This window comes from Collinsella sp. AF15-51, from assembly GCF_003462845.1.
In the GTDB taxonomy this organism is placed as follows: domain Bacteria; phylum Actinomycetota; class Coriobacteriia; order Coriobacteriales; family Coriobacteriaceae; genus Collinsella.
Map to the genome: position 1 here is coordinate 17,806 of NZ_QRYG01000011.1, position 14,701 is coordinate 32,506.

Annotated in this window: 14 protein-coding genes and 1 riboswitch; of the genes, 11 read left to right on the forward strand and 3 right to left on the reverse strand. The window is 59.8% G+C overall.

The window, feature by feature from the left end:
• Nucleotides 1-41: 41 nt before the first annotated feature.
• The 5 genes from DWW51_RS06430 (at nucleotide 42) to DWW51_RS06450 (ending at nucleotide 6,855) form a co-directional block, all read left to right on the forward strand.
• Complete coding sequence (locus DWW51_RS06430; RefSeq protein WP_117773914.1) at nucleotides 42-2,030, forward strand: NAD(+) synthase; 1,989 nt, start codon at nucleotides 42-44, stop codon at nucleotides 2,028-2,030.
• 118 nt (nucleotides 2,031-2,148) lie between these two features.
• Nucleotides 2,149-3,312, forward strand: a complete 1,164-nt coding sequence (locus DWW51_RS06435) for a pyridoxal phosphate-dependent aminotransferase (protein WP_117773915.1) — start codon at nucleotides 2,149-2,151, stop codon at nucleotides 3,310-3,312.
• Nucleotides 3,313-3,513: 201 nt separating this feature from the next.
• The gene (locus tag DWW51_RS06440; protein WP_089573042.1) at nucleotides 3,514-4,464 is read left to right on the forward strand and encodes an L-lactate dehydrogenase; all 951 of its coding nucleotides are present in this window, start codon (nucleotides 3,514-3,516) and stop codon (nucleotides 4,462-4,464) included.
• A 114-nt stretch (nucleotides 4,465-4,578) separates the two neighbouring features.
• Complete coding sequence (locus tag DWW51_RS06445; RefSeq protein WP_117583912.1) at nucleotides 4,579-5,739, forward strand: Mbeg1-like protein; 1,161 nt, start codon at nucleotides 4,579-4,581, stop codon at nucleotides 5,737-5,739.
• Nucleotides 5,740-5,850: 111 nt separating this feature from the next.
• Nucleotides 5,851-6,855, forward strand: coding sequence for a nucleoid-associated protein (locus DWW51_RS06450; protein ID WP_117583913.1), 1,005 nt, complete (start codon nucleotides 5,851-5,853; stop codon nucleotides 6,853-6,855).
• Between the two features lie 292 nt (nucleotides 6,856-7,147).
• Here the strand turns inward: DWW51_RS06450 and dapD are convergent, their stop codons facing one another.
• The 3 genes from dapD to dapA are packed head-to-tail and all read right to left on the reverse strand — an operon-like array spanning nucleotide 7,148 to nucleotide 10,949.
• Nucleotides 7,148-7,867 carry a 2,3,4,5-tetrahydropyridine-2,6-dicarboxylate N-acetyltransferase gene (gene dapD / locus DWW51_RS06455; protein WP_117773916.1) on the reverse strand — a complete coding sequence of 240 codons (720 nt, stop codon included), beginning with the start codon at nucleotides 7,865-7,867 and terminating at the stop codon, nucleotides 7,148-7,150.
• 39 nt (nucleotides 7,868-7,906) lie between these two features.
• Nucleotides 7,907-8,647 (reverse strand): 4-hydroxy-tetrahydrodipicolinate reductase, encoded by a 741-nt coding sequence (dapB, locus tag DWW51_RS06460; protein WP_197032197.1) that lies wholly within the window; start codon nucleotides 8,645-8,647, stop codon nucleotides 7,907-7,909.
• Entirely contained in the window at nucleotides 8,640-10,949 is a 2,310-nt protein-coding gene (gene dapA / locus DWW51_RS10380) for a 4-hydroxy-tetrahydrodipicolinate synthase (protein WP_117773917.1), read from the reverse strand. The genes dapB and dapA overlap by 8 nt, the downstream gene beginning before the upstream one ends.
• A 65-nt stretch (nucleotides 10,950-11,014) precedes the next feature.
• Nucleotides 11,015-11,183: riboswitch (Lysine riboswitch) on the reverse strand.
• Nucleotides 11,184-11,328: 145 nt separating this feature from the next.
• Between dapA and DWW51_RS06470 the strand changes: the two genes are divergently transcribed.
• The 6 genes from DWW51_RS06470 to DWW51_RS06495 all read left to right on the forward strand — a co-directional run bounded on the left by DWW51_RS06470 (nucleotide 11,329) and on the right by DWW51_RS06495 (nucleotide 14,624).
• A complete protein-coding gene (locus DWW51_RS06470; RefSeq protein WP_117770130.1) occupies nucleotides 11,329-12,516 on the forward strand; it encodes an N-acetyldiaminopimelate deacetylase in 1,188 nt (395 codons plus the stop codon).
• A gap of 102 nt (nucleotides 12,517-12,618) precedes the next feature.
• The gene (locus tag DWW51_RS06475) at nucleotides 12,619-12,900 is read left to right on the forward strand and encodes a type II toxin-antitoxin system RelE/ParE family toxin (RefSeq protein WP_117635415.1); all 282 of its coding nucleotides are present in this window, start codon (nucleotides 12,619-12,621) and stop codon (nucleotides 12,898-12,900) included.
• Nucleotides 12,872-13,213: a HigA family addiction module antitoxin gene (locus DWW51_RS06480; RefSeq protein WP_117770129.1), complete on the forward strand. Its 342-nt coding sequence runs from the start codon at nucleotides 12,872-12,874 to the stop codon at nucleotides 13,211-13,213. Before DWW51_RS06475 ends, DWW51_RS06480 begins: the two co-directional genes overlap by 29 nt.
• Nucleotides 13,214-13,237: 24 nt before the next feature.
• Complete coding sequence (locus tag DWW51_RS06485; RefSeq protein WP_147343550.1) at nucleotides 13,238-13,561, forward strand: hypothetical protein; 324 nt, start codon at nucleotides 13,238-13,240, stop codon at nucleotides 13,559-13,561.
• A gap of 164 nt (nucleotides 13,562-13,725) precedes the next feature.
• The gene (locus tag DWW51_RS06490) at nucleotides 13,726-14,169 is read left to right on the forward strand and encodes an FxLYD domain-containing protein (protein WP_117773919.1); all 444 of its coding nucleotides are present in this window, start codon (nucleotides 13,726-13,728) and stop codon (nucleotides 14,167-14,169) included.
• Nucleotides 14,170-14,201: 32 nt separating this feature from the next.
• On the forward strand, nucleotides 14,202-14,624 hold the full coding sequence (locus DWW51_RS06495; protein WP_117773920.1) for a helix-turn-helix domain-containing protein: 423 nt from the start codon (nucleotides 14,202-14,204) through the stop codon (nucleotides 14,622-14,624).
• The last annotated feature ends 77 nt before the right edge of the window (nucleotides 14,625-14,701 follow it).

The following is a 14,701-nucleotide window of genomic DNA, read 5'->3' on the forward strand; positions in this document are numbered from 1 at the left end:
CGCCGCCGCTCGTTGCGGCTAACGGATGTGCTGGAGCTCGCATGAACGATTTTCTAAACGGTCAAGTTGAGAACGACGGTTTTTTGCGCGTGGCAGCGGCCTCGCCCAAGATTCGCGTGGCCGATGTTGAGGGCAATGCCGAGGTTGCGCTGGCGGCTGTTCGCGAGGCTACCGAGTGCGGCGTTCGTGCGCTCGTGCTGCCCGAGCTTAACCTGACTGGTTATACCGCGGCTGATCTGTTCCATAACCGCACGCTGCTGCACGCCTGCGAGGCGGCGCTGGTGCGCATCCTCGATGAAACGCGTGAGTTGCCGATCGTCTTTACTGTTGGCTTGCCCGTTGCGGTGACCGAAAACATCTACAATTGCGCGGCCGTGTGCTGCGCGGGCGAGCTTTTGGGCCTTACGGCCAAAAAGTATCTGCCCAACTACGGTGAGTTCTACGAGCGCCGCTGGTTTGCTCCGGCGCCCGCCGATCCCGTGTGGGTTGAATTTGCCGGTCAAGGTCCGGTGCCGCTTGGCTCGGGACTTGTCTACCGCTGTTGTGATGAGGGTGCCGAGGACCTAGTGCTGGGCGTCGAGGTCTGTGAGGACCTGTGGGTGCCGGCGCCCCCTTCGACCGAGATGGCGCTTGCCGGTGCCACGGTGATCCTCAACCCGTCAGCCTCGGACGAGATCATCGGCAAGGCAGATTACCGTCGCAGCCTCATCTCCAACCAGAGCGCACGCCTGTACTGCGCCTATGCCTACGCAGACGCGAGCGAGGGCGAGTCCACGACCGACATGGTCTTTGCGGGCGAGAACCTTATCTACGAAAACGGCTCCAAGCTTGCCGCGACCAGGCTTCTCACCTGTGACATGGCCATCGCCGACGTCGATCTTGACCGTCTGGTTGCCGAGCGCCGTCGCTCGACGACGTGGACACGCGCCGACGATGCGCCGGAGGCCACGACTGTTGAGTTTTCGTTTGAGGGCGTGTTGGCCGAAGAACCCGTCCTGCGCGATGCCTGCGATATCGACCGCGTTTTCCCGCGTGCACCTTTTGTGCCGGCCGACCATGGCGACCTGGCCGAGCGTTGTGAGACCATCCTTGACCTGCAGACCGCCGGCCTCAGGACCCGCCTTGCCCATACGGGCACCAAGGCTGCAGTCATCGGTCTTTCGGGCGGCCTGGATTCCACGCTGGCACTGCTCGTGACGGTGCGTGCCTTCGATGCACTGGGGCTGCCGCGCACGGGTATCACGGCGGTCTCCATGCCTGGCTTTGGCACGACGCATCGCACTAAGTCCAATGCCGAGTCGCTCGCGCGCGACCTGGGCGTGAGCTTCCGCGAGGTTTCGATTCACGCGGCCGTGGAGCAGCACTTCAAGGACATTGAGCACGATCCGTCCGTGCAGGACGTGACCTACGAGAACAGCCAGGCCCGCGAGCGCACGCAGATTCTGATGGATCTGGCCAACCAGGCTGGCGGCTTTGTCATCGGCACCGGCGACCTGTCGGAGCTGGCGCTCGGCTGGGCTACGTACAATGGCGACCATATGAGCATGTACGCCGTCAACGCGAGCGTGCCCAAGACGCTCGTGCGTCATCTGGTTCGCTATGCGGCCGATGTCTTTGGCGGGCGTATTGCCGAGGTCTTGCTCGACATCCTCGATACGCCGGTGTCCCCTGAGCTTCTGCCGCCGACGGGCGATGGCGAGATTGCCCAGAAGACCGAGGATTTGGTGGGCCCGTACGAGCTGCACGACTACTTCCTCTACTACCTGCTGCGTTTTGGCTTTGAGCCGGGCAAGATCTACCGCATGGCGCTCAAGAGCTTTGAGGGCGTCTACGACGCCAAGACCGTCCGCACGTGGCTGCGTACGTTCTACCGTCGCTTCTTTGCTCAGCAGTTTAAGCGCAGCTGCCTGCCCGATGGTCCCAAGGTGGGCTCGGTGACGCTTAGCCCGCGCGGCGATTGGCGCATGCCGAGCGACGCCAGCTCGCGTCTGTGGCTCGCACAGATCGACGCGCTCAATCCCATTGACTAAGGTTGGCTAAATTGAACCAATATAGGGGTTGCAAGCGGTACACTTTTGCAATCTGATGGCCCGTATCGCGCGGCGCTCTTGTCGGAGCGCCGCGTTTTTTATATCGAAAGGTGGCACCATGCAGGCATCGCAGCGTCTCGGTCGCTTTGGCGCGGAGGTATTTGCCTCGCTCAACAACAAGCTTCTCGCGCTGAAGGCTCAGGGCAAGACCATTTACAACATGAGCGTGGGAACGCCCGATTTTAAGCCGTACGACCACGTGGTCGAGGCGCTCACGAAGGCGGCCCAGGACCCCGAGATGTGGAAGTACGCCCTGCGCGACCTGCCCGAGCTTAAGCAGGCCGTATGTGATTACTACGAGCGCCGCTTTGGCGTTTCGGGCATTACGCCGTCCATGGTGCAGTCGTGCAACGGTACGCAGGAGGGCGTGGGCCATTTGGGCCTGGCCCTGCTCGATCCGGGTGACACCATTTTGGTTCCCGATCCGTGCTACCCGGTCTTTGAGGCGGGCGCCAAGATCGCCGATGCCAAGCTCGAGTACTATCCGTTGGTCGCCGAGCATAATTACCTGCCCTATGTGGCGGGTATCGATCCCCAGGTGGCCGATCGTGCCAAGTATATGATCGTGTCGCTGCCCGCAAACCCGGTCGGCTCGGTGGGCACGCCCGAGGTCTACGAGGAGATCATCGCTTTCGCCCGCGAGCACGACCTGCTCATCGTCCATGACAACGCGTATTCCGATATCGTGTTTGACGGCGAGCCGGGCGGAAGCTTTTTGCAGTATCCCGGCGCGCTCGAGGTGGGCGTGGAGTTCTTCTCGCTTTCCAAGTCGTTTAACGTCACCGGTGCTCGCATCGGCTTTTTGGTCGGTCGCGAGGACGTTGTCCAGGCCTTTGCCAAGCTGCGCAGCCAGATCGACTTTGGCATGTTCTTCCCGGTCCAGAAGGCTGCTATCGCCTGCCTGAACGGTCCGCGCGATGAGGTCGAGGCGCAGCGTCTGAAGTACCAGGAGCGCCGCGATGCCCTGTGCGACGGTCTTGAGGGCCTGGGCTGGGAGCGTCCCAACGCGCATGGCTCTATGTTTGTGTGGGCCAAGCTTCCCGGTGGTCGCACCGATTCCATGGCGTTTTGCGAGGAGCTCATGGAGAAGGCCGGCGTTGTGGTGACGCCGGGCGCGAGCTTTGGTCCTTCGGGCGAGGGGCACGTGCGCATGGCGCTGGTCCTGCCGCCCGATCAGATTGCTTTGGCTGTCGAGGCCATCCGCGAGGCGGGTCTGTATTAGAAACCTGTTTCGACTCGTCAATAGCTCGAAACCGATTTCGTGCAGTTATTTTACGATTTCTGCAAACAATTTCGGTAAACGGTCGATTTTTGGCTGCGAATAGGAGCATAATCAAAGTCCCGATTGGATGTATTGGGATTACGGCAAGCCGCTCGGGTCGTTCCCGGGCGGCTTGCTTGTGGAGAGAGATGGGAGTTTCTAATGGTTAACGAGAAGAAGGTCGCTATTGTCGGCTGCGGTTTCGTTGGTTCGTCTTCGGCGTTCGCGCTGATGCAGAGTGGTCTGTTCTCCGAGATGGTCCTCATCGACGTGGACAAGAACCGCGCCGAGGGTGAGGCCCTGGATATCGCGCACGGCATGACGTTTGCCGAGCCGATGAAGATCTACGCCGGCGATTATTCCGATGTCGCCGACGCCGCCATGATCGTCGTCACCGCTGGCGCTGCCCAGAAGCCCGGTGAGACTCGCCTGGACCTGGTCAACAAGAACGTCAGCATCTTTAAGTCCATTATCCCCGAGATTAAGAAGTCCGGCTTCGACGGCATTCTGCTCATCGTCTCCAACCCGGTCGATGTTCTGACCTACGCCGCCATCAAGATGTCCGGCCTGCCCGAGGGCCACGTCATCGGTTCCGGTACCGTGCTCGACACCGGCCGTCTGCAGCAGATGCTTGGTGCCCATGTCGAGGTCGACCCGCGCGATGTCCAGGCTTATGTCATGGGTGAGCACGGCGATTCCGAGTTTGTCGCTTGGTCCAGCGCTCAGGTTGCCGGCGTTCCGCTGAACACCTTCTGCGAGCTTCACGGTCATCTGGAGCATGAGGCTGCCGAGAAGCGCATCGCCGAGGACGTTAAGAACTCCGCCTACACCATCATCGAGAAGAAGCACGCCACCTACTATGGCGTCGCCATGGCCGTCAAACGCATCTGCACTGCCGTCATGCGTGACGAGCAGACCGTTCTGCCCGTTTCCTCGCTCATGGTGGGCGAGTACGGCCTGTCCGATCTTGCCATCTCCATGCCGACCGTCGTTGGCCGCGACGGCGTTGTCTGCCGCGTCCCCGTGCCGCTGAACGATGACGAGCAGCACGAGCTCACCGCCTCCGCCAAGGCCCTCAAGGACATCATCGACAGCGTCGACTTCTCCTGCTAAATCAAGCTCGCTAAAGCGAAAAGCTACAATGAAGGCGTCCGAGCCCACACGGCCCGGGCGCCTTTTTGGTGCAAAGTAACCTGACCCCAATGCACCATAGTTGACGGGAGGGCCATGTCGGATTCGCCTAATTTTTTGACCTATGCCCAGACGGCGTTTGACCCGTTTGAGGAACGGCCGTTCTGCGCGGTGGATAGCCTCGTCTTTGCGTGGTTGTCCTATTTGCGTTTGCCGGGTGATATGGCGGAGCTGACGAACTGGCAGGGCCTAGACGTACGCGAGCTGCTGCGTGCCGAGTGCTACCGGGACATGATTGACGACTTGTGGGACCCGGAGGGGAGCAAGGCCTTGCTGGAGGCCGTGGCAGCAAGTCCTCGCTACCGTGGCGTGCACGTTTGCGGCTATCGTGCCGTGAGCGATGTGGTGGCGACAGAGCAGTTTGCAGCCATGGCGTTCCGGTTTCCGGCGGGGTTTAGCTATCTTTCCTTCCGGGGGACCGACAGCACGATTGTGGGCTGGAAAGAGGACTTTAACATGGCGTTCCGGTATCCTGTGCCGGCCCAGGAATCCGCGGCGCGTTATGTGGACGAGGCGGCGGATGCGATTGACGGGCCGCTTTTGTGCGGAGGTCATTCCAAGGGTGGAAACCTTGCGGTGTACGGTGCGGCGATGTGCTCCGATGTCGCCCGTGCGCGAATCGAACAGGCGTATTCCCATGATGGTCCGGGTTTCGTCGAGGAGTTTCTGAACGGCAACGCCTTTGCCGATCTTTCCGGTCGAATCGACAAGACGCTACCTCGGTCGTCGATCTTTGGCATGATGTTCGAGACGCAGGAGGACTATGCCATCGTTGAGAGCACCGAGTTCAGCCTGCTGCAGCACAATCCCTTTAGCTGGGTGGTTGATGGTCGCGACTTCGTGTACTGTGAGCGCCTGTCCGCCGGTGCTCGATACGTTGATGGCTCCATTCGCGAGATGCTGCTTGCAGTTTCGCCTAGCGAGCGCGAGCGTTTTGTAGATGCGTTGTTCTCCGTGTTTGAGGCTACGGGTGCTGAGCGGTTTGCGGATATCGCTGGGAATCTGCGCGAGAGCCTGCCCGTGATGCTCCAGGCTGCGCAAGGGTTTGACAAGGATACGCGACGCTTTGTCTCGCAGACCATCGTGGCAATTCTTAAGTGTGCGCTGCTGCCCAAACGTCCCGAGTTCAGCGTGCCTTCTAGTGGTAAGAGCCTGGCAGAACAGCTCGAGGTATGGCAGTCCGAGCTCCTGCGCTAGCCATTGGTGCAAAGCAACCTGTCCCCGATGCACCAATCTTCGATGCGCCTGGGGCGGGCTCGACCGCTATACTGGTTCGTGCTCAATTCAATCTAGAACGGAATGCCGTATATGAAAATCAATCATGCGATTCTGCATATCCTGGACTTTGACTCTGCCGTCAACGTTATGAGCCAGCGCGAGCTCGATATCGAGAGCCGTACCGTGCGCAACTTCGTGACCACGCATCTGCGCCGCGCACGTACCTCGGCCGACAATAAACGCGCCGCGTTTGCCGAGAACTCTGCGTTTGGCGGCGAGCTCAAGGGCTATTTCTTTGGCGAGCGCGAGTTCGTGGACCTGTCGCAGCAGATTGCGGAGTTTATCTCCTCCGAGCTCACCAAAGCCGAGAAAGCCGAGTCCACCGACGTGCTCGTGGCCGATTTTGACGACGATGAGGATGCCCGCTGGTTTGCCGTGATGCTGCTGGGCTCCAAGCAGGCTTTTATGCACGAAGTGGGCCGCGAGGAGGGGGAGGTGCGCAACGACATCGCGCGCCACTACGCCATTCTGCCGAATCCCTCGCAAAAGGTGCCGAGCTATGCCATCGTGCGCGCGAGCACCATGGAGATCGGCTACGTGGACAAGAAGCGCAAGATTGCCGGCGAGGACCGTATGCTTATCCCCGATGGCCTGCTGCAGTGCGACACGGGCGTATCGGGCAAGGAGGTCATCGACACCGTGACGCGTGTGGTTGAGGAAGTCGCCGAGGAGCACGGCGCCAACACGGCCGTGGCGCTCGCCAAGGTTAAAGCCGCTGTGGCCGAGAAGGTCGAGGATGACGAGGAGCTTCCGCCCTGGGATATCGTCGATGAGGTCTTTGAGGACGAGCCGGTCATCAAGGAAAGTGTGCGCGCGGCACTGACCGAGGAGAAGGTTCCCGAGCGCGTTCCCGTGGAGCGCAAACAGGTCGAGCGCGCGGCGGTGCGCAATCATAAGATTCGTACCGATACGGGCATCGAGATCAGCTTCCCGGCCGAGATGGGTTCGAACTCCGAGTACATCGAGTTTGTCAACGAGCCCAACGGCCTCATTTCCATCGAGCTCAAAAACATCGGCAGCATCGAGAATCGATAAGTTGCGTTACGCCTGCAGCGAGAAAGCGAAGGCCGAAGCCCTTTGGGTCTTCGGCCTTTTTGCTTGGAGCTCAATTGAGTTGCAGACTGAGCATAAGTCAGCGAAAGCGCCCCTAAGCGAGCAAGGTGACGTGAAAGAGGAGGGAAGCGTACTTTGGTACGCGACCGACGATTGAACGTCAGATTGCCGCTTAGGGGCGTTTGTAGCGTCGACCGTTCCGTCGTTCGTTAGAACGACGGAACCAAAGGTGCAGCGTCGAGCCGTTACGCGGGTTGGTAAACCCGCGTAACTATTAAAGTTGACGTAAGCCCTCTTCCAGGCCGGTCTTGCTGTCGGTCTTCTCGTCGCGCATCTTGATGACGCGGGCGGGGACACCGGCCACGACGGCGCCGGCGGGGACGTCCTCGACGCACACGGCGCCGGCGGCAACGACGGCGCCCTTGCCTACGTGCACGCCCTCCAGGACCACGGCGTTGGCGCCGATCATGACATCGTCCTCGATGATGACGGGCGTGGCGCTGGCGGGCTCTACGACGCCTGCCAACACGGTGCCGGCACCGATGTGGCAGTTCTTACCCACGGTGGCGCGGCCGCCCAGCACGGCGCCCATATCGATCATGGAGCCTTCGCCGATGACGGAGCCGATGTTGATGATGGCACCCATCATGATGACGGCGCGATCGCCGATCTCGACGCGGTCGCGGATGATTGCGCCCGGCTCGATGCGGGCGTTGATGCCCTTGAGGTCGAGCATGGGCACGGCGGAGTTGCGGCAGTCGTTCTCTACGTCGTAGTAGTCGATGGAATCGGCATTGGCGACCAGGATGGTCTTAAGCTCATCCCAGTCACCAAAGACGGTCTTGCCGCGACGACCGCCGTAGACGTGCGCATTGCCCCACTGGACCTTCATGCCCGGCTTTTCGCGCACGTACAGTTTGACGGGCGTTTTCTTGGGCGCGGTGGCGATGTAGTTGATAATCTCCTGTGCATCCATCTCGGCTGCGTTACTCATATGCTGTTTCTCCTTTTCGTGGATACGGTTGATACCTGGTTAGGCAAACATGACCTGGTCGAAGGTGTAGAAGCCGGGGTCGCGGGTGATGAGCTTCTGGGCGGCGGCCAGGGCGCCGTTGACAAAGATCTGGCGGCTCGTGGCACGGTGTGTGAGCGTGACCTCCTCGTCCTGGCCAAAGAAACTCACCTCGTGCACGCCGGCGACAGTGCCACCGCGCAGCGAGTGCATGCCGATCTCCTTGGGGTCGCGTGCACCGCACATGCCCTCGCGGCCATAGACGGGGTGGTAACCTGCCTCGGGCTCGGCTTCGACGACGGCGTCGAGCAGCAGCTTCGCGGTGCCGCTGGGGGCGTCGGCCTTTTGGTTGTGGTGCGTCTCGACAATCTCGCAGTCAAAGCCGGGCAACTCACGCGTGGCCTGTGCCACCAGATGACGCAGGGCCGCGATGCCGATGGAGTAATTGCCGGAGTGCATGACGCGGGCGTTCTGACCCAGCTCGCGCAGGCGATCCATCTGCTCGGGCGTGTAGCCCGTGGTGCCCGAGACCAACGCCGCGCCCGTGCGCTCGACATAGGCGACGACAGCATTGAAGGTCGCAACGTTCGAGAAGTCGATGATGACGTCGGCTGCTGGGGCGTTCTCGAGCTCGGACAAGTCGAAGCCGGTCTGGGCGACGATATCAAAAACGGGCTGACCGGCGGCGTCGACAACGCCCTCGGCGGTGGTGCGGATGAGCGAGCCCATGCGGCCCGTTCCCATAATGACGGTCTTAATCAAGCAGACCAGCTCCCCTCAGAGCATCGGTAAGTGCAGCGCGTGTGTCGTTGGCCATGGGGCACAGCGGCATGCGGTAGTTTGCCTCGATCATACCCATCTGAGCGAGCGCTTCTTTAACGGGGATGGGATTGACCTCGCTAAAGAGGGCGTTGATGAGCGGCTGACCGGCAATCTGGATATCGCGGGCGCGCTCCACGTCGCCGTCCAGATAGGCACGGCACATGTCATGCACGAGCTGCGGCTGAACATCGGCCCACACGCTGATGGTGCCCGAGGCGCCCAGGCTCATGAGCGGCACGGTGAGTGCGTCCTCGCCCGAGTACATGCGGAAGTCGTCGGACAGCAGGTGTGCGATCTTGGCGGCATAGGCGACGTTGCCCGAGGCTTCCTTAATACCCATGATATTGGGGTGCGCGGCCAGGCGCTCCACATTGCGCTCGCTGATGCCGCAGCCGCAGCGGCCGGGGATGTTGTAGAGGATGCAAGGGATGTCCACGGCATCGGCGACGGTCTTAAAGTGCTGGTAGATGCCCTCTTCATTGGACTTGTTGTAGTAGGGGGTAATGAGCAGCAGACCGTCGGCGCCCAGGCCTTGGTAAGTGAGCGACTTGGTGAGCATGGTTTGCGTGGAGTTGGAGCCCGAGCCGGCGATGACGGGGACGCGTCCTGCAACATGCTTGACCACGGCGGCGACAACGGAGTTGTCCTCGTCATCGGTCATTGTGGCGCTCTCGCCGGTGGTGCCCAGGGTGAGGATGGCGTCGGTGCCGTTTTGCAGGTGGAAATCGATAAGGCGCTCGAGTGCGTCAAAGTCGACGCTGCCGTCCTTTTTAAACGGCGTAACAAGGGCGACGATTGAGCCCTCGAGGTTGCGGATATCCATGTTCTTCTCCTTCGCTTCCGCGATCTGGATGCGCTTATTCCATTGGGCGGCGACGGCCAAGCGCTCGTCCTGAGCGCGATGGCGAGCACTTTCGGCGCGCGACTTGGCCAGCAGCTCTCGGCCGCACGGCAGCACATCGAGTGTGGCAAAATAATCGCCCGGGCGCTCGGCGCGGCGGATGAGGTCGGCCGAGCCGTCGGGGCGCAGCAGCACCTCGGCGGAGCGCAGGCGTCCGTTGTAGTTGTAGCCCATGGAGTAGCCATGCGCGCCGGTATCGTGGATCACGAGTACATCACCCATGTCGATCTGCGGTAGCTCGCGGTCGATGGCGAACTTGTCATTGTTCTCGCACAGATTGCCCGTAATGTCGTACGTGTTTGTGACAGGCGCCGCGGTCTTGTCGGAGCCACCCGGCTGGCCCATCACTGTAATGTGGTGGTAGGCGCCATACATGGCAGGGCGGATCAGATCGACGGCGCTTGCGTCGACACCGATATAGTCCTTGTAGATCTGCTTTTCGTGGATGGCCTTGGTGACCAGGCAGCCGTAGGGGCCCATCATAAAGCGGCCCATCTCGGTGCAGATGGCCACATCGCCCATGTCGGCGGGAACCAGGATCTCGTCGTATGCCGCGTGCACTCCCTCGCCGATGGCGTGAATGTCGTTGGCCTGCTGCTCTGGCAGGTAGGGGATGCCGACGCCGCCGGATAGATTGATGAAGGCGACGTGTGCGCCGGTCTCGCGCTCCAGGCGCACGGCAAGCTCAAAGAGGATGCGCGCGAGCTTGGGGTAGTAGTCGTTGGTGACGGTGTTGCTGGCAAGGAATGCGTGGATGCCAAAGTCCTCGGCGCCCTTGGCCTTGAGCGTGCGAAAGGCCTCGAAGAGCTGCTCGGTGGTCATGCCGTACTTGGAGTCGCCCGGGTTGTCCATGATGCCGTTGGAGAGCTGGAACAAGCCGCCCGGATTAAAGCGGCAACTGACTGTCTTGGGGATGGGCCCCGCGACACGCTCAAAGAACTCGATATGGCTGATGTCGTCAAAGTTGACGATGGCGCCCAGCTTGTCGGCGAGTTCAAAGTCGGCCGCCGGCGTGTCGTTGGACGAGAACATGATGTCGTGTCCCGTGATACCCAGCGAGCGGGCGATCATGAGCTCGGTATAGCTCGAGCAATCGCAGCCGCAGCCGTATTCGTTGAGAATGGAGATGAGCGCCGGGTTGGGGTTGGCCTTGACGGCAAAGTATTCCTTAAAGCCCGGGTTCCATGCAAAGGCGTCGCGCACTTCTTGCATGTTGCGGCGGATGCCCGCCTCGTCGTATAGATGAAACGGCGTGGGGAACTGCTCGACGATATGCTCGAGCGTCTCCTTGTCCACAAACGGCTGCTTGGCCGCATATGCCTCGTTGGGGGTCAATGCCATGTCCCGTAAACCTCGCTATCCAGACGGCGCCATCTGCGCATCGAATCCGCATAGCGTGGACCCAATGTCCGGATAGCGCTCCCGCATTGCTGCAGACAGTCCTGTGGGTGTTTCCCACAGGCCCACCAGGTTGTTCGTGCCCGAAAAACCCAGTTCGGCGGGTTTCGCCTCCCCACGGGGTCAAAGCCTGCCGGCTCGCCCGCGGTTCTTCGTGCCCGCGCCTCTATCAAGTGGTAACGACCCTACCACGTTGCACTTTACCAAACAAGAGTATTCGTATATAACGTTTAAAAAATGCAGGGATATGCTGGAAATAAGGGTATGGCAATCTTGCGGCACAATAGATAGCAACCGGCGCACACCAATGAAAGGAACCTCTATGACCGAGCTCCAAGAACTCCGTCGCTATCGGCGCGACTTGCACAGGATCCCGGAGCTCGACTTCGATCTTCCGCAGACTATTGCCTATATCGAGGGCGTGTTGGCGTCGCTTGCCTGCGAGGTGACCCATCCGTGCCCCAGCTGCGTCTGCGCTTTCTTTGACGCTGGCGTTGGTGCCACGCATGCCACGGCGATTCGTGCGGATATGGATGCGCTGCCCATTGCCGAGGCGACGGGTGCGGCCTTCGCCTCGTCTCATCCCGGCAAGATGCACGCTTGCGGGCACGACGGACACATGGCCATGGCGCTCGCCGCCGCGACGTATGTCGACCGCACGATTCGCGAGCAGCCGGGTTCACTTAAACGCAACGTGCTTTTTGTGTTCCAGCCGGCCGAGGAAACGACCGGTGGTGCCAAGACGGTATGCGAGAGTGGTGTGTTCGAGCGCTATGGGGCCGACCGCATTTTTGGCTTCCATGTGTGGCCCGATCTGTCTGCCGGCACGCTGGCGAGTTGTTCTGGTCCGCTGCTGGCGCGTTCGAGCGAGACGCATATCCATATTCACGGTGCGAGTATCCATATTGCTAAGACTTATGGTGTGCCGGTTGAGGAGTCACACGATGCCGCGTTGGCGGCAGCGAAGTTTTTGGTTACCGAGCGCGAGCTGATGGACGAACTGGGCACCGGCGAGCCCTGTATCGGCAAGTTTGGCCTGCTGCAGGCCGGTACCGTCTGCAACGCGGTGGCGGGGGAGGCCCATGTGGCCGGCAGCTTGCGTGTGTTTACGGACGGCATGTTCGACCGTGCACGCGAGGGTGTGCGCCGCGTGCTTGATGAGGCATGCACTGCAACGGGCTGCACGTACGATCTCGACTTTGCCGAGGGCTATCCGCCGGTCGACAACGATCCCGAGTTGTTTGATCGAATCGCGCCTGCTCTGCCCGAGTTACAGCTCGTGGACGAGCCGCTGCTGATTGCCGAGGATTTCGCGTTCTATCAACGCCATCTGCCGGGCGTATTTTTCCTGCTGGGCACGGGTATGCCAGAGGACCAAGACAACCCGAGTGATTCGGATGGCTGCCCCGCCTATGCCACAAGCGCTCTGCATACCGATAGCATGCTCTTCGACGAGGAAATCCTACTCAAAGGCCTCGATGTCTACAAACGATTGCTTTTGCTTGACTAAGGCGTGAAGGACTATTTGTTCTAGAAAATACGAACAAACGTACGATATAATAGAGATGTAAGTCTATAGAAACGTTTGACGTTACTAACGTAAGGCGATACTATGATTGCATCGTATAAAGATGAGGATACCGAACGCTTTGCCATGGGTGTGCGGGTCAGGAAGTTCGTGCCCTTTGAGCGTGTTGCGTTGAGGAAGATTCGCCAACTGCAGGTTTGTGCTTCGCTTGATGATCTTCGCGTTCCACCGGGCAACCGCCTGGAAGCTTTGAAGGGCGATCGTGCCGGGCAATATAGCATCCGTGTTAACGAGCGCTATCGGGTCTGTTTTGAGTGGAGACAGGAGATGGCTTGGAATGTCGAAATCGTCGATTATCACAAGTGATGAGACTTCGGCCGATTTGCTGTCGCCGGTGACTCCTGGTGAGCTTCTCAAAGAGGAGTTTCTTGTTCCCATGGGCATTTCTCAATATCGCCTTGCGAAAGAGACCGGGATTCCTGCTCAGCGTATCGGGCAGATTGTCTTGGGAAAACGTCGCGTGACGGCCGACACCGACCTCCGTCTTTGCCGTTATTTTGGCCTGACGGATGGTTATTGGCTGCGTGCTCAGGTGGCGTTTGACCTTGAGGCCGAGAAAAGGCGGATCGAACCGGAACTCGATAAGATCGTTCCTGTTCAGCGGGCCATCGCACTGTAGTGTTCAAAGATGATGGGGGCGACGATGAGGCGACGCCGACAGTCTGCCGTATATAGCCCGGGTGGATGCGGGTGTGGCTTGCTACTGCTCCCGGTTATTGCTGTGAGCATTGGCGTGATGTTTGCGCTTGCCGGGGTGGCAGCAGCGGCACTCGTGTTGCTGATTGTGGCCATTGGCGTGACGGTCTGGCTGTGCCGTTCTCGCGAGCAACGTCGTGCCGATGGTAAGACCAATGTTGGATGGACTATCTTTTTAGTCGTCGCCTACCTATTGAGCATCAGCTATTTAGTTTTCTTTATCCTGTTGCTTGTGAGCACCTTTACCGGGGAATCCGTCACGGTGGGTTGATGCGCTGCTAGCAGACGGTCACGCAAAGTGCGTTTGCTCGGCGTCTGGATAGCTGCATTGGCCGTTTACCGCAACCTTAGCTCTCAGCTAATGAATTCAAGTTCAATCCTTTCTACGATGTGCTGTGTGCCGGCGCGGTAGCCGGATCGTAGGAAGGATGAATAATGGCAAAAGAGGGAAAGAAGCCGATCGGCAAGATTGTCCTAGGCGTCATCGTGGTGCTGGTTATCGTCGGTGCCGTGGGCTCTATGGGTGGCAATTCAACCGATTCGTCTGCGAGCGATTCGGCAAAACCTGCCGAGGCGACACAGCAGGCTGAGGAGCAAAAAGAACCGCAAGAACCGTATACCATTGCTGACGAGGCTGAAGACACCTCCAGTCAGTTTGCCTATAAGATCACGGGCACGCTGACCAATAACACGGACAAGGAAAAGAGCTACATTCAGATTGAGTATGTTCTGTATGATGCCGATGGCAACCAGGTTGGAACGGCTCTTGCAAACACCAATCATCTGAAGGCGGGCGGCTCCTGGAAGTTCGAGGCGCTGGGTACGGTGTCTCCCGACCAGGTTGCTAGCTGGGAGCGTTCGGACGTAAGCGGTTTCTAGCATGTTGCATGCACTGGGGGAGGTGAAGTCGTATGCCCGATAAAAAGCTGACTGAGGAGTTGCTCAATGAGCTTCTCGATGCACCGAACATCGATGGCTATATCAGGGAGCACGACTTTGCCGCCCCGTCGCTTTCGGACTACCTGAAGCAGCTGATGCAGGAAAAGGGCTTGGAGCGCTCTCGCGTGGTTCGTATGGCCGATCTCAATGAGACCTTTGGCTATCAGATCTTTACTGGTGCGCGTCACCCGAGTCGCAATAAGGTGCTGCAGATTGCCTTTGCGATGGCGCTGACGCTCAAAGAGACCAACCGTGCGCTGACGGCTGCCGGGGTGAGCGTCCTCAACTGCAAGGATCGCCGTGACGCGATTATCATCTTTTGCATCGATCGCGGGTGCAGCCTCCAAAAGGTCAACGAGGAGCTGTATCGCTTTGGCGAGGAGACGGTGAGTTAGCGGCTGATATCTGAGCCGGCGGAGCTGCCGAACAACGATGCAAACGAACGGGGCGCGGATGCCATGGGGTGTCTGCG